This window comes from Blastococcus aggregatus (genome assembly GCF_900221005.1).
Classification (GTDB): Bacteria; Actinomycetota; Actinomycetes; order Mycobacteriales; family Geodermatophilaceae; genus Blastococcus; species Blastococcus aggregatus.
Genome location: NZ_OBQI01000001.1, coordinates 519,914 through 536,621 on the forward strand (window position 1 = coordinate 519,914; position 16,708 = coordinate 536,621).

The 16,708-nt window shown below is 73.2% G+C and carries 18 protein-coding genes; 16 read left to right on the forward strand and 2 right to left on the reverse strand.

The genetic code is table 11. The features are described from left to right. Positions 1-2 precede the first annotated feature (2 nt). The gene (flgK, locus tag CRP29_RS02645) at positions 3-1,415 is read right to left on the reverse strand and encodes a flagellar hook-associated protein FlgK (protein ID WP_097193486.1); all 1,413 of its coding nucleotides are present in this window, start codon (positions 1,413-1,415) and stop codon (positions 3-5) included. 1 nt (position 1,416) lies between these two features. After that, complete coding sequence (locus CRP29_RS02650) at positions 1,417-1,956, reverse strand: flagellar protein FlgN (RefSeq protein WP_245852342.1); 540 nt, start codon at positions 1,954-1,956, stop codon at positions 1,417-1,419. 140 nt (positions 1,957-2,096) lie between these two features. Here CRP29_RS02650 and CRP29_RS02655 point away from each other — a divergent pair, with 140 nt between their 5' ends. The 16 genes from CRP29_RS02655 to CRP29_RS22365 all read left to right on the forward strand — a co-directional run bounded on the left by CRP29_RS02655 (position 2,097) and on the right by CRP29_RS22365 (position 16,698). After that, positions 2,097-3,056, forward strand: a complete 960-nt coding sequence (locus CRP29_RS02655) for a sigma-70 family RNA polymerase sigma factor (RefSeq protein WP_097193487.1) — start codon at positions 2,097-2,099, stop codon at positions 3,054-3,056. 131 nt (positions 3,057-3,187) lie between these two features. Next, positions 3,188-4,030: a flagellin N-terminal helical domain-containing protein gene (locus tag CRP29_RS02660; RefSeq protein WP_097193488.1), complete on the forward strand. Its 843-nt coding sequence runs from the start codon at positions 3,188-3,190 to the stop codon at positions 4,028-4,030. Positions 4,031-4,154: 124 nt separating this feature from the next. Next, entirely contained in the window at positions 4,155-5,507 is a 1,353-nt protein-coding gene (gene fliD / locus CRP29_RS02665; RefSeq protein ID WP_097193489.1) for a flagellar filament capping protein FliD, read from the forward strand. A gap of 51 nt (positions 5,508-5,558) precedes the next feature. Next, on the forward strand, positions 5,559-5,945 hold the full coding sequence (gene fliS, locus CRP29_RS02670; RefSeq protein WP_097193490.1) for a flagellar export chaperone FliS: 387 nt from the start codon (positions 5,559-5,561) through the stop codon (positions 5,943-5,945). After that, positions 5,942-6,379 carry a hypothetical protein gene (locus CRP29_RS02675; RefSeq protein WP_245852343.1) on the forward strand — a complete coding sequence of 146 codons (438 nt, stop codon included), beginning with the start codon at positions 5,942-5,944 and terminating at the stop codon, positions 6,377-6,379. The genes fliS and CRP29_RS02675 overlap by 4 nt, the downstream gene beginning before the upstream one ends. 139 nt (positions 6,380-6,518) lie before the next feature. Beyond that, positions 6,519-7,610 (forward strand): glycosyltransferase family protein, encoded by a 1,092-nt coding sequence (locus CRP29_RS02680; RefSeq protein WP_097193492.1) that lies wholly within the window; start codon positions 6,519-6,521, stop codon positions 7,608-7,610. A gap of 367 nt (positions 7,611-7,977) precedes the next feature. Continuing rightward, entirely contained in the window at positions 7,978-8,325 is a 348-nt protein-coding gene (gene flgB / locus CRP29_RS02685) for a flagellar basal body rod protein FlgB (protein ID WP_097193493.1), read from the forward strand. Next, on the forward strand, positions 8,325-8,729 hold the full coding sequence (gene flgC / locus CRP29_RS02690; RefSeq protein ID WP_097193494.1) for a flagellar basal body rod protein FlgC: 405 nt from the start codon (positions 8,325-8,327) through the stop codon (positions 8,727-8,729). Before flgB ends, flgC begins: the two co-directional genes overlap by 1 nt. Positions 8,730-8,731: 2 nt before the next feature. Next, entirely contained in the window at positions 8,732-9,061 is a 330-nt protein-coding gene (gene fliE / locus CRP29_RS02695) for a flagellar hook-basal body complex protein FliE (protein WP_097193495.1), read from the forward strand. Then, complete coding sequence (gene fliF / locus CRP29_RS02700; protein WP_097193496.1) at positions 9,061-10,656, forward strand: flagellar basal-body MS-ring/collar protein FliF; 1,596 nt, start codon at positions 9,061-9,063, stop codon at positions 10,654-10,656. The genes fliE and fliF overlap by 1 nt, the downstream gene beginning before the upstream one ends. Then, positions 10,653-11,726, forward strand: coding sequence for a flagellar motor switch protein FliG (gene fliG / locus CRP29_RS02705; RefSeq protein ID WP_097193497.1), 1,074 nt, complete (start codon positions 10,653-10,655; stop codon positions 11,724-11,726). Before fliF ends, fliG begins: the two co-directional genes overlap by 4 nt. An 80-nt stretch (positions 11,727-11,806) precedes the next feature. Next, positions 11,807-12,634, forward strand: coding sequence for a FliH/SctL family protein (locus CRP29_RS02710; RefSeq protein WP_245852345.1), 828 nt, complete (start codon positions 11,807-11,809; stop codon positions 12,632-12,634). After that, positions 12,631-13,959, forward strand: a complete 1,329-nt coding sequence (locus CRP29_RS02715) for a FliI/YscN family ATPase (RefSeq protein ID WP_245852347.1) — start codon at positions 12,631-12,633, stop codon at positions 13,957-13,959. The genes CRP29_RS02710 and CRP29_RS02715 overlap by 4 nt, the downstream gene beginning before the upstream one ends. Beyond that, complete coding sequence (locus CRP29_RS02720; RefSeq protein WP_097193498.1) at positions 13,956-14,405, forward strand: flagellar FliJ family protein; 450 nt, start codon at positions 13,956-13,958, stop codon at positions 14,403-14,405. The genes CRP29_RS02715 and CRP29_RS02720 overlap by 4 nt, the downstream gene beginning before the upstream one ends. Then, positions 14,393-15,349, forward strand: coding sequence for a transglycosylase SLT domain-containing protein (locus tag CRP29_RS02725; RefSeq protein ID WP_097193499.1), 957 nt, complete (start codon positions 14,393-14,395; stop codon positions 15,347-15,349). Before CRP29_RS02720 ends, CRP29_RS02725 begins: the two co-directional genes overlap by 13 nt. Next, the gene (locus tag CRP29_RS22365) at positions 15,346-16,698 is read left to right on the forward strand and encodes a flagellar hook-length control protein FliK (RefSeq protein WP_141437031.1); all 1,353 of its coding nucleotides are present in this window, start codon (positions 15,346-15,348) and stop codon (positions 16,696-16,698) included. Before CRP29_RS02725 ends, CRP29_RS22365 begins: the two co-directional genes overlap by 4 nt. Positions 16,699-16,708: the final 10 nt, after the last annotated feature.

Consider the following 16,708-nt stretch of genomic DNA (forward strand, 5'->3'; position numbering starts at 1 on the left):
GATCACAGCCCCACGCGGCCGGTGCGGTTGATCAGGACGTCGAGCATCTCGTCGATCGTGCTGACCAGCCGGCTGGCGGCCGAGTAGGCGTGCTGGAAGGACAGCATGTTGGTCATCTCCTCGTCGAGGTTGACGCCGGCCACGGACTCCCGGGCGGCGTCGACCTGGCCGGTGATCACGGACTGGATCCCGAGGTTGCGCTGGGAGACCGCCGACTGGACGCCGAGTTCGACGATCATCCGGCGGTAGGCGGTGTCGGGTGAGCCGACGCCCGTGCCGAGCTGGGCGAGCTTGTCGGCGTTGCCGCGGTCGAGGTTCGCCGGGACGGAGCCGTCGTCCGCGCCGATGGCCGAGGCCGCCAGCTTGCGCGGATCGGTGATGAGCACCGAGATCGAGCTCGCCGTGATCGGTCCGGCAGAAGAGCCCAGGAGCGCCCCGCCGCGCACGCCGTCGAGGTCGAAGCCGTCGTCGTGCGCGTCGTTGAGCGACGTGGCCAGGCGCACGGCGATGCCGTCCAGCTCCGCTCGGTAGGTCGGGATGACCGAGTTGAGCGCGTGCAGCTGACCGCCGGCGGTACCGCCGACGGGAACCGCCAGCGAGCCGGTCGCGGTCACGACCCGGGGCGGGTCGGTGGTGGGGTCGGTGGGGTCGATGGAGCCCGCGACGGCGAGCTTCGACGACGACCCGCCGGCCACCAGGGTGACGCTCCCGAGCACGACGTCGACGACGCCACCGTCCCGGGGACGGACCGTGGCGCCGACCTGGTCGGCGAGCTTCATGACCAGCACGTCCCGCCGGTCCATCAGGTCGTTGGACGGCAGTCCGCTCTGGCTGGCGCGCAGGATGGCGGTGTTGAGCTGCGCGATCGTGTCGGCGGCCGCGTTGACGTCCTTCACCAGGACGTCGAGGTTCTCGCGCGACTGGGTCCACTGCCCGTCCAGCTGGCTGCTGCTGAAGTGCAGGCCGCCCACGAGCGTCTCGAGGCGCTTGAGCACCTGACCCCGCGCCGCGGGGTCCTCGGGCTTGTTCGCGACGTCCTGGAATCCGCGCCACATGTCGGACATGAGGTTCTGCAGCCCGGTGGTGCCCGGCTCACGGAACGCCTGCTCGACCAGCGAGTACGCCTCGCTCTCCGCGGTGAGCCGCGCGCTGTTGCCGTGCTCGGTGTGCCCGCGACCCTCCAGGAAGGAGTCCCGGATCCGGATGACGTCCTCCACGCTGACGCCACCGCCGATGCCCGAGCTCGTGGAGTAGAAGGCCGGCACCGCGCTGCCGCCGATGGCGCGCAGGTCGGCCCGCTGGCGCGAGTAGCCGTCGGTGTTGACGTTGGCGATGTTCTGCCCGGTGACGTCCAGCGCGCGGCGCTGGGCCCACAGGGACGTGGTGGCCGTGTTGAGCGAGCCGAAGGTGCTCACGTCAGAGTGCTCCGTCCAGGGTGACTGCGCGGTGCGTGCCGTCGGACTGCCGACCGGTGGCGCCGTAGGTACCGGCCGACGGGCCCCGGGTCGACGCGAGCGCGTCCCCGATGGCGGCCAGGCCGCCCTCGATGAGCTCGCGGTTGGCGTCGGAGAGGCTGCGCAGGTCGGTGATGAGCACGAGCAGTGCCTCGTGGTGCTTGCCGAGGAGGTCACCCCACGGCGCCGGCGCCGCGTCGGCGACCTGGCGCAGCGAGGGGTTGGTCTGCAGACCCAGCCCGGCGGCGATGACCTCGGTGGCCGCCGACCGCTCCACCTCCAGGGTGCGCAGCTGGTCCAGCACGACCTCGATCTCGTGCGCGATCCGCGCCAGCCAGCGGGTCTTGCCGGTGAGGATCAGGTACTGCTTCTCCTCCGCCTTGAACAGCAGGAGGTCCAGGAGCTCCTGCTCCCGCCACAGCAACGTCGACAGGTGCTGGTAGTCCACGTGCCACCGCCTCTCCGTCGTCTCGCGCTCGGGCGCCACGGCGATCCTGACCACCGCGCGCTCTCCTCGTTGGTGCTGGCTTCGGCACCGGCGGACCGCACCTCAAGCCGAGCAGCCAACTCCCCGCTCAAGCCCGGCAGGAAAGTTGCCGATGGGTGGTGCCATCTCGGGCCGGGTCAGCCGAGAAGGGAGGCGTGAGCCCAGCCCGTGCCGTCGCGACCGAGCGCCCCCTCCGCGACCGAACCATCCGAGAGCGGACCACCACCGGCCGCGTCCCGCACCCGTCCAGGGGAACCGCGGTCCCCCGCTCGCCGGCCGACGTCGACGCCCTCGTGACCGAGCACCTGCCGCTCGCCTCCTTCGCCGTCAACGCCGTCGCGACGCGCATCTCGCTGCCGGCACACGTGAGCCGGGACGACCTCGTGTCCTGCGCGCACGTGGCGCTGGTCGAGGTCGCCAAGCGGTTCGATCCCTCGGCGGGCGCCTCCTTCTCCACCTACGCCCTGGCGCGGCTCCAGGGCGCCGTCCTCGACGAGCTCCGCTCCGGGGACTGGGCGAGCCGCTCGGTCCGCGCCGCGGCCCGGCGCACAGACGCGGCCGCAGATGCGCTCACCGTCTCGCTCGGCCGGCCGCCCACGCGGGAGGAGCTCGCCGTCGCCCTCGGGGTGCCGCGCAGCGAGCTGGAGAGCCTGCAGGTGGACGTGCACCGCGCCGTCATGGTCAGCATCGACGCGGAGACCAGCACCGACGGCGGCTCGCTGGACCTGCCCGACACCGGCGAGTCCCCCGAGCGCGCACTGCTGCGGGGCGAGCGGGCCCGCTATCTGCACGAGGCGATCCGCGCCCTCCCCGACCGCCTGGACGAGGTGGTGGAGCGCAATTTCTTCGGTGACGAATCGCTCACGGACATCGCCGAGGACCTCGGGGTGACCCTGTCCCGGGTCTCGCAGATGCGCGCCCGGGCCCTCACCCTCCTGCACGCCGCGATGAGCGAGGTGTGGGAAGGCCGCCAGGTCGTGGCCGACGGCGGCGTGCGGGCCCGCAACCAGCAGGCCGCATACGTCGACCGGGTCGCCGGCCGCAGCGGTGGGTCACTCCCCCGCCAGCGCTCGGCCTGGCCGGACCGCCGGGAGCGCGCCGCCCGCACCGCCTGATTCACCCGATCGGAAAGAAATCGGGCTACTCGGCTCAAGCAACCCGGCCCCCGCGCCGAAACCATCTCTGCACGGCCCCGCAGCACGGATGCAGCGGGAAACCAGTACGACCCCGTCCAAGGAGGATCATCATGGGTCTGCGCATCAACCAGAACATTGCTGCTCTCAACGCTCACCGGAACCTGTCCATCACGGACAACCAGATGAGCAAGTCGCTCGAGAAGCTGTCCTCCGGCTTCCGGATCAACCGCGCCGCCGACGACGCGGCCGGTCTGGCGATCTCCGAGGGCCTGCGCTCGCAGGTCGGTGGCCTCAAGGTCGCCGTCCGCAACGCTCAGGACGGCGTCTCCGTCGTCCAGACGGCGGAAGGTGCCCTCACCGAGGTGCACTCGATCCTCCAGCGCGTTCGTGACCTGACCGTCCAGGCCGGTAACACCGGCGTCGTGGACGACAAGGCGCGTGGCTACATCGCCAAGGAGGTCACCGAGCTCGCCGGCGCACTGACCGACATCGCCGCCCGCACCGACTTCAACGGCACCAAGCTGCTGAACGGCACGGCCGGCGCGTCCGGCACCCTGACCTTCCAGACGGGTGCCAACAACGGCGAGACCATGACGGTCGAGCTGAGCAACGTCACCACGGTCGCCACGGCGGTCACCGGTGTGGCCACGAACATGGCCGCCTCGGGCACCTACTCCGCTGCGGCCGACCTGACCGCGCTCGACACCCAGATCAAGACCGTCTCGGAGTCGCGCGCCACCCTCGGTGCGAAGCAGAACCGCTTCGAGAGCACCATCAACTCGCTCAACGTCTCGATCGAGAACCTGAGCGCGTCGGAGAGCCGGGTCCGCGACGCCGACATGGCCCAGGAGATGGTCGGGTTCACCCGCGCCCAGATCCTCAGCCAGGCCGGTACCGCGATGCTCGCGCAGGCCAACCAGGCCTCGCAGGGCGTCCTCTCGCTGCTCCGCTGATCCCGATCAGCTGAGTAGCTGAGGCCGCAGACCCTCAGCACCACCCCGGGTGAGGGGGGAGGCCCTCGTGCCTCCCCCCTCATTCGCTTGGGGCCCCCGTCCCGCCGAACCAGGAGCCAGTGACATGACGATGAGCATCAACACCGGCTTGGTCTCCGGCATGGACACCGGCACCATGGTCAACCAGCTCATCCAGCTCGAGGCGGCGCCGCAGAACGCCCTCAAGAGCCGCCTGTCCACCACGCAGGTCACCGCATCGGCCTACCGCACGGTGAACTCCGCTCTCGCCGCACTCGCCACCGCCGCCGAGGCCCTGGCGAAGCCGGAGTCGTGGACCAGCACGAAGGGCAGCAGCTCGGCCGGCAGCGTGACCGTCGCGACGACGTCGTCGGCGACCCCGGGCTCGCTGACCTTCACCGTCGCCAAGCTCGCCACGACCGCTGCCAGCGTGAGCACCGGCCGCTGGGCGACGACGACCGAGCCGGCGGGCCTCGCCACCCTCGACTTCCTCAGCACCGTGGACGGCAGCAGCAAGGGCAGCGTCGCGCTCGACGGCACCGAGTCGCTCGAGCAGGTCGCCACCAAGATCAACGCCACTGCCGGCCTGGGCGTGGTCGCCTCGACCGTGCAGATCGCGCCGGGCCAGTTCGCGCTGCAGCTGAGCGCCGCCACGTCGGGCGCCGCGGCCGGCTTCGAGCTCGCCGCCGGCTCCCCCTTCTCCGCCACCGGCGTGGGTCAGGACGCCGAGCTGAAGGTCGGCACCGACACCGCCACCACGTCGTCGTACACGATCCGCTCGGCCAGCAACACGTTCGACGGTGTGCTGACCGGCGCGTCGTTCACGGTGACCCGCGAGGAGTCCACGCCGGTCACCGTCTCCGTCGCCGCGGACCCCGACGGCCTCGCCACCAAGGTCTCCGGCTTCGTCGACTCCATCAACAACGCGCTCCAGACCATCAGGACGTACACGGAGAACACGCCGGGGAGCAAAGCGGCGCTGCGCGGCGAGTACGCGGTGACCTCCATCGGTGGTCAGCTGCTGGACGCCGTCATCTCGGCGGTCGGGACTCTGGGGTCCGCGGCGCAGATCGGCATCCAGTCGACGAGGGACGGGGCGATCGTCTTCGACAAGGAGAAGTTCTCCGCCGCCATCAAGGCGTCCCCCGACCTCGCCCAGCGCCTCGTGGGCGGGACCGGGACGGCCGGCGACCCCGGCGCCGTCACCGGCATCGCCGGGCGGATCCGGGACGTCGCCAAGGTCGCCTCGGACGTCACCACCGGAACGCTGAGCTCCATGGCCAAGGGGCAGGACTCCCTCGTCCGCGACATCCAGGACCGCATCGCCACCTGGGACCTCCGGCTGGCCAAGCGCAAGGAAATGCTCACCCGGCAGTTCACCGCCATGGAGACCGCGCTGAGCTCGCTGAACAACCAGTCCAACTGGCTGGCCGGGCAGCTCGGCTCGCTGTCGCAGTAGTCCCGACCTGCCGCACCCTGTTCCACCCCTCGCCCCAGGAGAACCTGACCGATGAGTGCCGCTTCGCTTCGCGCCCGCTACCTCGGCGATTCCGTCGCCACCGCCTCGCCGCAGCAGGTGCTGGTCATGCTGTACGACCGGCTGACCCTGGACCTCGAGCGCGCCCAGGTGGCTGTCGCCGATGGTGACCGCCCCCGCGTCAACGAGGAGCTCCAGCACGCCCAGGCGATCGTGCTCGAGCTGCTCTCCAGCCTCCAGGTGGACCTGTGGGAGGGCGGCCCCCGGCTGGCCGCGCTCTACAACTGGCTGCTCAGCGAGCTGGTCCAGGCCAACGTGAAGATGGACGCCAACCGCATCACCTCCTGCCGTCAGGTGGTCGAGCCGCTGCGCGACGCGTGGCGCCAGGCCGCTGCCTCCCTGGCCGGCGTGGCGTCGTGACCGTCGGCCCGGTCAGCGGCTCGGCGCTCGCTGGCTTCGGCCAGAGCCCCTACGCCCCCGCCGGGCAGTCCGGTTCCCCCGGCGACCAGGCCACCCACGACCGGGGCCGGCGACGCCCGCCCGCCGACTGGCACGAGGCCCTCGCCGAACTGGAGGGCGACGTCCTCGAGGCGCAGGAGAGCCTGGCCCGCGGACGGGCGGACGAGATCGCCGCGTGGGGACGACGCAGCTCGGACTGGGTGCCGCCCTCGGGGCTCGGACCCATCCCGACCGACCTGCGCGAGCGCGCGGCCATCCTCCTGCAGCACCAGCTCTCCGTGGCCGAGGCCCTGGTCGAGCGCATCACCCAGTCCCAGAAGCAGCGTGACGTCGCCGCCCGCATGTCCTACGGCGACGAGCGTCCCACCGCGTCCTTCATCGACCGCGCGCTCTGAGCACCGCCGGTGAGAAACCGGCGCGGACGGAACCCGTTGGGCAGCTCGGCTGCCGATGAGAGAAGGGCGAGCACCGGCCAGGACGCCGGCGCGGCGTCCTCCCCGGCCGGTCCTCGGCCGCACACCGAAAGGTCCCTCCATGCGCGTCCTGCTCACGCACGCCATCGCCACGGGTTCCACGTACTACCGGGTCGAAGAGCCCGCCCGCGCTGTCCAGGCCGCAGACCTCGGCATCGAGGTGGCCGTCGCGCGCGGGGTCACCACGACGATGCGTCCGCTGCGCGAGGGCGCCGAGCCCGAGGTCGTCGAGGCGGACGCCCAGGGCGCTGACGTCGTCGTCCTCCAGCTGCCGAAGACCGTGGGCATGCTCCAGACCCAGCGGGTGCTGCAGGCCCAGGGCGTCGCCGTCGTCGTCGAGATGGACGACCTGCTCTCGGGCGTGCCCTACGGGCACATGGGGCACACGGTGCTCGTCCGGCAGGGCCTCGGCGACCTCGCGCTGCAGGCCGCCCGCGAGGCCGACCTGGTCACCACGTCGACCCCCGCCCTGCTCAAGGAGTACGCCAGGCACGGGCGCGGCGCCGTCGTCGAGAACGCGATCCCCCGGCGGAACGCGGAGCTGCCCCCGGCGTACGAGCGCGACCCCGAGGTCGTGACGGTCGGCTGGTCCGGGAACGTCCTGAGCCACCCCTACGACCTGCAGGAGATGGGGTCGGGACTCCAGCAGGCGCTGGACCGTGGCCGCGGTGCGAGCCGGTTGGTGATCCTCGGGCAGAAGTGGGACGTGAAGGAGCGCCTGGGCCTGGCGGAGGAGCCGGAGGAGGTGCCCTGGCTGCTGGACGTGGACGGGTACGTCGAGCGGCTCGGTGAGCTCTTCGACGTCGGCATCGCCCCCCTGCGCATCGACCGGTTCAACACGTGCAAGAGCTGGCTCAAGCCGCTCGAGTACTCGGCGCGGGGCGTGTACTGCGTGCGGGCCCGGACCGAGGAGTACGAGCGGCTGGGGCTGGGGATGCCGGCCCGCTCCCCCAAGGACTGGGCGAAGTTCCTCTCCCTCGGCATCAAGGACGCCGACCGGCGCCGGGAGATCGCCGCGGCTGCCCGGGAGCGCGTGCTGGCCCAGCACCTGACCGAGCACACCGCCGAGCGGTGGGCCGCGGCGTGGCGCACCGCCCGCGAGAACCGCTCGCGCGCTCTCGGCGCCGGCCGCCTCGCCACCGCGAAGGCCTGACCGCACCCGCGCACAGCTCGTCCCCCGAACGCCCCGTCGAGAGACGGGGCGTTCGTGCGTTCGGCGGGGCATGCCCGCCGATCGGCACGGAAGCTGCCAACTCCCCCGCCCCCGTCGACGCAGGACACGGCAAGGTCACCGCACGTCCCACCCGCCACCGCGCCCCCTCGCGGCGACTGGCACCCCTCACGGCGCACGACGACGGTCAGCCGGCGGACCGGCGCTGCCGATGAAGCTGAGGCACGGAGAGCAAGCCCCCTCGCCACGGATTGGCGGACCCAGCACTCGTTCGCGAGTGTCTTCCGCATACCCGGAGGTCGAACGTGTCCTGCTCTTCCCGCCGGCCCAGCTCCACGATCACAGAGCCATGATCGGCGAGCTCACCCCCGCCGCACTCCACGCCGCCCTGTCCGGGCTCTCCCAGCGCCAGCGGGTCACCGCCGACAACATCGCCAACATCAACACGCCGGGCTTCCTGGCCGGGCGTGTGGAGTTCGAGTCGGCGCTCGGCGGCGCCCTGCGCAGCGGCGAGACCCCGCAGATCAACGGCGGCACGACCGCGCGCTCGCTGGAGCCGACCAACACGAACGGCAACAACGTGAACCTGGATGCGGAGACCCTCATCGCCACCGAGACCGGCCTGCGCTACCAGCTGGCGCTCAGCGCCCTGGACGGCAAGTACAACTCCATCCGCACGGCGCTCAGGACGCAGTGATGGCCATCTTCGACACCTTCGGCATCGCCGGCTCCGGCCTGATGACGCACCGCAAGTGGCTCGACGCCGTCTCCGACAACATCGCCAACGTCAACACCGTCCGCCGGACGGACGAGGACGCGTTCCAGCAGCGGATGATCGTCGCGCAGTCGGTCGACTACGGGTCCGGCGAGGGCGGCGTGCGCGCCGCGCGCGCGGAGTTCGCCAAGCCCGAGGGGCGCCTGGTCTACGAGCCGAACCACCCGCTGGCCGACGAGGAGGGGTACGTGAAGTACCCCGACATCGACCTCGGGGACCAGATGTCCCAGATGATCATGGCGCAGCGTGGCTACCAGGCGAACCTCGCCGTGGTGGAGCGGGCGACCGAGGCCTACCAGGCCGCGCTCCAGCTCGGGAAGGGCTGATCATGACGTTCCCCATCGGCGGCATCCCCGGCATCAGTGCCCTGGCCGGCATGGGCGGGGTGGCCGGCATCGACACCACTGCCGCGGTCTCCCAGGCCGGCGGCGCCAACGGCGACGCCTTCTCCTCGGTGCTGGCGTCCTCCTTCGACCAGCTGCAGGCGACCCAGGTCAAGGCCGACGGCCTGGCCGCCCAGGCCGCCACCGGCGACCTGAAGGACGTGCACGACTACATGATCGCCCGGAGCGAGTCCTCGCTGGCCGTCGAGATGGTCGTGGGCCTGAAGAACAAGGCCGTTGAGGCCTTCAACGAGATCATGAGGATGCCGGTCTGATGCAGACGGCACTCGCCGGGACGCTGGAGCGTGCCCGCTCCGCGTTCGCCACGGTCAGCCTGGGGCAGAAGGTCGTCATCGGCCTGCTGCTCGTCGGGCTGCTCCTCGGCGGCTTCTTCTTCTCCCGGTGGATCACCGCGCCCACCCAGGCGCCGCTGTTCTCCAACCTGGCCGCCAGCGACGCCTCGGCCATCGTCGAGGAGTTGAACGCCGCGGGGGTCTCCTACGAGCTGACCGACGGCGGCCAGACGATCATGGTCGCCAAGGACGCGGTGTACGACCTGCGCCTGCAGATGAGCGGCCAGGGCCTCCCGGCCGGCGCGGACACCGGCTACGCGCTGCTGGACGAGCAGGGCATCACGACCAGCGAGTTCCAGCAGCAGACGACCTACCGGCGCGCCCTGGAGGGGGAGCTGTCCAAGACGCTCGAGTCCCTGGACGGCGTCAACTCCGCGATCGTGCACGTCGCGCTCCCCGAGGACGAGGTCTTCGTGACCGACCAGGCCGAGCCCACCGCCTCGGTGCTGCTGGACCTGGCCGCCGGGACCACCCTGTCCGGCGAGCAGATCCAGGCCGTCACGAACCTCGTCTCCTCCAGCGTCGAGAACATGTCGCCCGAGCAGGTGACGGTCACCGACACGTCGGGCCAGGTGCTCTCCTCCCCCGGCGCCGGCATCAGCGCGGCCGCCGGCGACGCCCGCTCGCAGGTCGAACTGGACTACCAGAACCGGCTGGCGGCGAACGCCCAGCAGATCCTCGACCGGGTGCTCGGTCCCAACCGGGCGGTCGTCTCCGTCCGCGCCGACGTCGACCTCGACCAGCGCGACACCACCTCGAAGACCTACACCTACGACGAGGGCACGCCCCCGGTCTCGGAGAGCACCACCACCGAGGACTACACCGGTGGTGGCGGCGCGATCGTCGGCGGCGTGCTCGGCCCGGAGAACATGCCCGACGCCGGTGCGAACGCCGGTGGGGGCGACTCGAGCTACACCAAGGAGTCGACGACGGCGAACAACGCCATCGGCGAGACCACCGAGGTCGTGCAGGCCGCACCGGGTGGCCTCAACCGGCTGACCGTCTCCGTGGTGATGGACGACGCCGTGGCCGCCAACCTGCCCCAGGCCCAGATCACCGCCCTCGTCGGCAACGCCGTCGGCCTCGACGAGGCGCGCGGCGACGCGATCACCGTCGCCGCCATGCCGTTCGACACCACGGCTGCCGACACCGCCGCCGCCGAGATGGAGGCGGTCCGCGAGGCCGAGGCCAGCGAGCAGATGTGGTCGATGATCCGCACCGGCGGTATCGCGGCCGGCATCGCGCTCGTCGTGCTGGTCGTCTGGCTGCGGTCGCGCCGCACCGGCCAGGCCGAGGAGGACTACGAGCCCCTCGAGCTCACCGACGACATGCTCGCCGAGCTGGACCGCATCCGGATCGCGAGCACCCGCGACGAGCCGGTCATCGACAACCGGGTGGCCGAGCTCGAGGCCGCCGAGCGGCAGAAGGTGCGCACCGACATCTCCGCCATGATCAGCGATCGCCCCGACGAGGTCGCGGCGATGCTCCGCGGCTGGTTGACGGAGAACAAGGCATGACGCTCGCCGGAATGGACCAGCTGCTGGGCGCGGGCAACCTGCCCGCCGTCCCGCCCGCTCCGCCCCGACCCGAGTTGCCGGGCCTCCGCAAGGCCGCGGTCTTCCTCGCCCAGATGAGCAAGGAGGAGGCCGGCGTCCTGCTGGCCAAGCTGCGGCCGCGCGAGGTCGAGTCCCTGACCCGGGAGCTCATGCGCCTGGGCTCGGTCGAGGTCGAGGACGTCGACGGCGTCCTCAACGAGTTCCACAGCCTCATGGCCGCCCAGCAGTTCATCGGCCGCGGCGGCGTCGACTTCGCCCGCGAGATCCTCGCGGCGGGTCTGGGCGAGGACAAGGCGGAGGGCATCCTCTCCCGCCTGAACGTCGTCTACACCGAGGTGCCCTTCGCCTCGCTGCGGAACGCCGACGTCCGGCAGCTGGTCACCTTCCTCAAGGACGAGCACGCCCAGATCATCGCCCTGGTGCTCGCGCACCTGCCCGCAGGACAGTCGGCGGAGGTCCTGTCGGGGTTCGCCCCCGAGCAGCAGGCGGAGGTCGCGCACCGGATCGCCACGATGGACCGCACCTCGCCGGAGATGGTCCGCCTCGTCGAGGAGGAGCTCGGCCGCCGGATGGGCTCGATCCTCGCGCACCAGGACATGACCACCGCCGGTGGCGTGGAGGCCCTCGTCGAGATCATCAACCGCTCGCCGCGGCCCACCGAGCGCTCGATCCTCGAGTGGCTGGACAACACCGACCCGGAGCTGGCCGACCAGGTCCGGTCGCAGATGTTCGTCTTCGAGGACATCGTCTCGATCGACGACCGCTCCCTGCAGCTGGTGCTGCGCGAGGTGGAGGCCAACGACCTGGCCACCGCGCTCAAGGGCGTCCGGCCCGACGTCCGCGACAAGATCCAGCGCAACCTCTCCGAGCGCGCCGCCGAGAACCTCTCCGAGGAGATCGAGATGCTCGGCCCGGTCCGCACCCGCACCGTCGAGGAGGCCCAGGCCAAGGTCGTCGGCGTCATCCGCACGCTCGAGGAGCAGGGTGTGCTGACCATCTCGCGCGGCGTCGACGACGAGTTCGTCGCGTGATGACGGCCACGGGAGCATCGCAGCGAGGAACGAGCGAGGAGCGGACCGAGGCGCGGAATCGCGTCCAGGGCCATCGCGTGATGGCGTCTCCTGTGGACGCCATGCCGGTCGTGCTGCGCGCGGCGGACGCGGGCGGGCCTCCCGCCCCGCGGGCGCCGCGCGAGGGCGCGGTGCTGCGCGGCGGAGCGGCGAGCTCGGCCCGGCCCTACCGGCAGGTCACCGACGACGGCGCTCCGCACGCGGTGCCCCCGCAGCCCTCCCCCATCGAGCGGCGCACCACGGTCCGCCGCGCGGAGGACCAGCCCGTCGTCGCCGGCGGCCGGCCGACGATCCGGCTCGGCGAGGTCTACGCCGACGAGCTCGAACGGCTGCGCCGCCAGGCACACGCCGAGGGCTTCGCGGCCGGGCGGACCGAGGGCCTGACCGCCGCGGCCGACGTCGTCGCGCAGGCCGAGCGGGCCGCCGCCGAGCGCATGACCGCCGCCCAGGGGCGCTGGGAGCGGCGGATCGCCTCGGCCACCGCAGCCCTCGGTGCCGCAGCGGCCCGCCTGGACGAGGCCGCCGTCCCGACCGCCGACGAGGTGCGGGAGACCGTGCTGGGCACGGTCCTGACCCTGGTCGAGGACCTGCTGGGCCGGGAGCTCGCGCTCGCCGACTCCCCCGTCCTCGACGCCGTCCGCCGGGCGCTCACGCTCTGCCCCGCCGACGCCCCCGCGGTGGTGCGCGTGCACCCCGACGACCTCGCCGAGCTGCCGGCCGGCGCGCTGATCGAGCTGCCCGACTCGGTGCGCGTGGTCGGCGACCCGGCCGTCGAGCGCGCCGGCGCGGTCGCCGAGACCGGGTCCCGCCGGGTCGACGCCCAGCTCGTCGCGGCCCTCGAGCGCGTCCAGGCGGTGCTGTCCTCGTGACCACGGCCACCGCCCCGTCGGGGCTGCCGTCGGCGCTGCTCGCCCGCGCCCGCGCGGCCGCCCGGCCCCAGGTCACCGGGATCGTCACCGGCGCGATGGGCCTCACGCTCACCGTCGAGGGCGTCGTCGCGGCCGTCGGCGACCTCGTCGAGATCGACCCGGGCACCCGCCCGCTGCTGGCCGAGGTGGTCGCGGTCGGCAACGGCCGCCTCACCTGCATGCCGCTGGGCACGCTCTCCGGCGTCGTCGCCGGAGCGCCCGTCCGGGCCACCGGCCTCCCCCTGCAGGTGCCGGTCGGCGAGGCGCTGCTCGGCCGCGTCCTCGACGGCCTCGGCCGGCCCGTCGACGGCGGCCCGCCGCTGGCCGCCCGCGTCTCCTGGGTCGACCTGGCGAGCGAGACGCCGCACGCGCTGGCCCGCACCCGCGTGCAGGAGCCGCTCACCTTCGGCGTCCGCGCCCTGGACACCCTCGTGCCCTGCGGCAAGGGGCAGCGACTGGGCATCTTCGCCGGTTCCGGCGTCGGCAAGTCCAGCCTGCTCGCCCAGATCACCCGCGGCACCGACGCCGACGTCCGCGTCATCGGTCTCATCGGCGAGCGTGGCCGGGAGGTGCGCGAGTTCATCGAGGAGAACCTCGGCCCCGAGGGCATGGCGCGCACCGTCGTCGTCGTCGCCACCTCGGACGAGCCGCCGCTGGTCCGGCTGAAGGCAGCCTTCGTGGCGACGCGCATCGCCGAGGCCTTCCGCGACCAGGGCCGCGACGTCCTGCTGCTCATGGACTCGATCACCCGCACCGCCATGGCCCAGCGCGAGGTGGGGCTCTCCGCCGGCGAGCCCCCGGCCACCCGCGGGTACCCGCCGAGCGTCTTCGCGATGATGCCGCAGCTGCTCGAGAAGGCCGGCACGGGCGCGACCGGCTCGATCACCGGGCTCTACACGGTGCTGGTGGAGGGCGACGACCACAACGAGCCGATCGCCGACACCGCGCGCTCCATCCTCGACGGGCACATCGTGCTCACCCGCAAGCTCGCCACCGTCGGGCACTTCCCGGCCATCGACGTGCTGGAGTCCATCTCCCGCGTCGCGACCGCCGTGGTGCCGCCGCCGCTCATGGCCGACGCGCGGGAGATCCGCCGCCTCATGGGCGCGCTGCGCGACGTCAAGGAGCTCATCGAGATCGGCGCGTACCAGGCCGGCAGCGACCCCCTGGTGGACCGGGCCCGCGAGCTCGCGCCGCAGATCGAGGCGTTCCTGCAGCAGTCCATGGGTGAGTCGACGCCGGCGCCCGAGGCGTGGGCCTGGCTGCAGCGGATCGTCCGGGCATGAAGCAGGCACCCTTCCGGCTGCAGCCGGTGCTCGAGCTGCGCCGCACCGAGGAGCGCGCCGCCGCGGTGGCCTCGGCCCGGGCCGCGCAGGCCGCGGTCGACGCCGCCGACCGCGCGACCGACCACGAGACGACGCTGGCCTCGGCCGTCCTGCCCCGCTCCCTCGGCGCCGGCGACTTCGTGGCGGCGATGACGCTGCTCCGGATCGCCGCGACCGACGCCTCCGACGCCCGCGCGGCCGCGGTCGCGTCGGCCGAGCAGGCCGAGGCGGTCCGCGCGCAGTGGACGGCGGCCGCGCAAGCCACCTTGGCGCTCGAGCGGCTGCGGGAGCGGCACCGGGAGGCCCAGCAGCGCGCCGAGGCGGCCGCCGAGGAGCGCGCCGTCGACGACCTGGTGACCGGCCGCGCCGGCCGGTCCACGACCGAGGAGGTCCCGTGGACGGACTGACCGCGGTGCAGTCGCGGATCAACGAGATCCAGACGCGCTTCACCCCCCAGCTGGCGACGTCGTCGCGGGGCTGGGCGACGGCGGCCGCGGCCGCGGGCCTCAGTGGGACCGCCTCGACCTCGTCGAGCTCCGCCACCGCCGCGGCCGGGACGGCCTCGGAGACGGCGGTCGTCGCGGAGGCGAGCAAGTACCTGGGCGTGCCCTACCTGTGGGGCGGCACCGACCCGTCGAAGGGCCTGGACTGCTCGGGCCTGGTCCAGGTCGTCTTCGGGCGGCTGGGCATCGACCTGCCGCGCACATCGTCGCAGCAGGCGACGAGCGGCACCGCGGTCGCCTCCCTCGCCGACGCCCGCCCCGGCGACCTCGTCTTCTTCGACAACTCCTCCTCTCGGGCCGGTATCGACCACGTGGGCATCTACGTGGGCAACGGCAAGATGATCGCCGCCCCGCAGGCCGGCGAGGTCGTCAAGGTGCAGGACGTCGGCAACCCGACGTCGATCCGGCGGATCCTGCCGCAGGCTGCCCCCGTCGCGGCATCCGCCGGCTCGGGCTCGGGCGGCATCGCGGGCGTCCCGTACGCCAACCTGTTCACCGCCGCGGCCGGCCGCCACGGCGTGGATGCCTCGCTGCTCGCCGCCGTCGCCTCGGTCGAGTCCAGCTTCAACCCGAGCGCGGTCTCCCCGGCCGGCGCCCAGGGGCTCATGCAGTTCATGCCCGCCACCGCCGCCGGCCTCGGTGTGACGGCGCTCGACCCGGCGTCGGCCGTCGACGGCGCCGCCCGCTACCTCAAGAGCCTCAGCGGCCAGTTCGGCTCGACCGAGCTGGCCCTCGCCGCCTACAACGCCGGCCCGGGGACGGTCAGCCGCCACGGCGGCATCCCGCCCTATCCCGAGACCCAGAACTACGTCCGCACCGTGATGAGCAAGGCGGAGACCTACCGATGAGCGCACCAGTGATGCCGGCGGCTCCTGCCGCGCGGACCGCCTCGACCGGGGGGACGTCGGACGCCGGGGGGGCCGACAGCGGCACGCCCTTCGCCTCGGCGCTCGACGGCGCCCTGGCCGAGGGCCGGGGCACCGTCGGCGACGGGGCGACCGGCGACGGGGAGTCGCAGGACTCCGAGTCGCCGGCCGGGCCCGTCGTCCCCGGTGAGGCGGGAGCCGTCGAGGTGCCGGCCGCCGTCGTCCTGCCCGCGACCCTGTGGGCGCTCGCCCTCGGCTCCGCTCAGGCCGGCGGGCAGCCGTCGACTCCCCCTGCGGGGGACGCCGCCCTCGCGGTCTCCGCCCTCGCTCCGGGTGAGGCCACGGGCACCTCGGCCGTCGCTCCGGGTGCCGCTGCCTCGACCGCGGTTCCGGCGGCCGCTCCGGCCGGTGCCGCTGCCCCGCCCGTCGCCGGCCTGCCCGTCGACCCCGCCGTCGTCCCGGCCACCGGCGGACCGGCGGCGCCGGGCCTCCCGGCAGCAGCGCCCGGGTCGGTGCCGGCAGCCGGCGGACCGGCCCCGGCCGATGCGACAGCCGCGGCGTCCGGCACCACGATGACGCCGCCGGCGTCGGCTCCCGACCCCGCGGCCGACGCCACCTCCGCGCAGGCCGCCCCGGCTGTCCTGCCAGGAACCGCGAACCTCTCGGCCGGTGCCGGCACCGGCGGCCAGGGCCAGAGCCAGAGCCAGAGCCAGAGCCAGAGCCAGAGCCAGAGCCAGAGCCAGGGTCAGGGCTCCGGCGGCGCCGCCCCGGGCGTCGAGGCCGCCGAGCCGGTTACGACTCCGGTCCCCGGCGCCGCCCTCCCCACCCTGACACCGGCGGCTCCGGACGCCGACGGCGCGACCGGTGCCGCGGCGAGCCTGCCGGTGGCCGGGCAGGTCGCCCGGCAGGTCGCGGTGCTGCGCGGCGGGCCCGACGGCTCGCACACCATGACCCTCGTCCTCACCCCCGAGACGCTCGGGCCGGTCGAGGTCTCGGTCACCGTCACCAAGGGCACGGTCGACCTCATGCTCCGCGGAGCGCACGAGCAGGGCCGCGCCGCCCTGCTCGACGCGCTGCCCGACCTGCGCCGCGATCTCGAGGCGGCCGGCCTGACCACCTCCAAGCTCGAGGTGGCACGGGACAGCGGCGGGTCCTGGCTGGACCGGCACGCCGCCGGCCAGCAGGCGCAGCAGGGCTTCGGCGACCGCCCCGGTCAGCAGGGTCCGCCGGACGGACGGTCACGACCATGGCTGCGTCCTGCCGATAGCGGAGAGACCAGGACCGTCCCGACCACCGGATCGCCGTCGTCGGGCGTCGACGTCCGCGTCTGAACAGGAGCTC

Coding starts and splice junctions, on each gene's coding strand:
- CRP29_RS02660 (WP_097193488.1), top strand. CDS start 3,188: ATGGGTCTGCGCATCAACCAGAACATTGCTGCTCTCAACGCTCACCGG.
- fliD (WP_097193489.1), top strand. CDS start 4,155: ATGACGATGAGCATCAACACCGGCTTGGTCTCCGGCATGGACACCGGC.
- fliS (WP_097193490.1), top strand. CDS start 5,559: ATGAGTGCCGCTTCGCTTCGCGCCCGCTACCTCGGCGATTCCGTCGCC.
- CRP29_RS02680 (WP_097193492.1), top strand. CDS start 6,519: ATGCGCGTCCTGCTCACGCACGCCATCGCCACGGGTTCCACGTACTAC.
- flgB (WP_097193493.1), top strand. CDS start 7,978: ATGATCGGCGAGCTCACCCCCGCCGCACTCCACGCCGCCCTGTCCGGG.
- flgC (WP_097193494.1), top strand. CDS start 8,325: ATGGCCATCTTCGACACCTTCGGCATCGCCGGCTCCGGCCTGATGACG.
- fliE (WP_097193495.1), top strand. CDS start 8,732: ATGACGTTCCCCATCGGCGGCATCCCCGGCATCAGTGCCCTGGCCGGC.
- fliF (WP_097193496.1), top strand. CDS start 9,061: ATGCAGACGGCACTCGCCGGGACGCTGGAGCGTGCCCGCTCCGCGTTC.
- fliG (WP_097193497.1), top strand. CDS start 10,653: ATGACGCTCGCCGGAATGGACCAGCTGCTGGGCGCGGGCAACCTGCCC.
- CRP29_RS02710 (WP_245852345.1), top strand. CDS start 11,807: ATGGCGTCTCCTGTGGACGCCATGCCGGTCGTGCTGCGCGCGGCGGAC.
- CRP29_RS02720 (WP_097193498.1), top strand. CDS start 13,956: ATGAAGCAGGCACCCTTCCGGCTGCAGCCGGTGCTCGAGCTGCGCCGC.
- CRP29_RS22365 (WP_141437031.1), top strand. CDS start 15,346: ATGAGCGCACCAGTGATGCCGGCGGCTCCTGCCGCGCGGACCGCCTCG.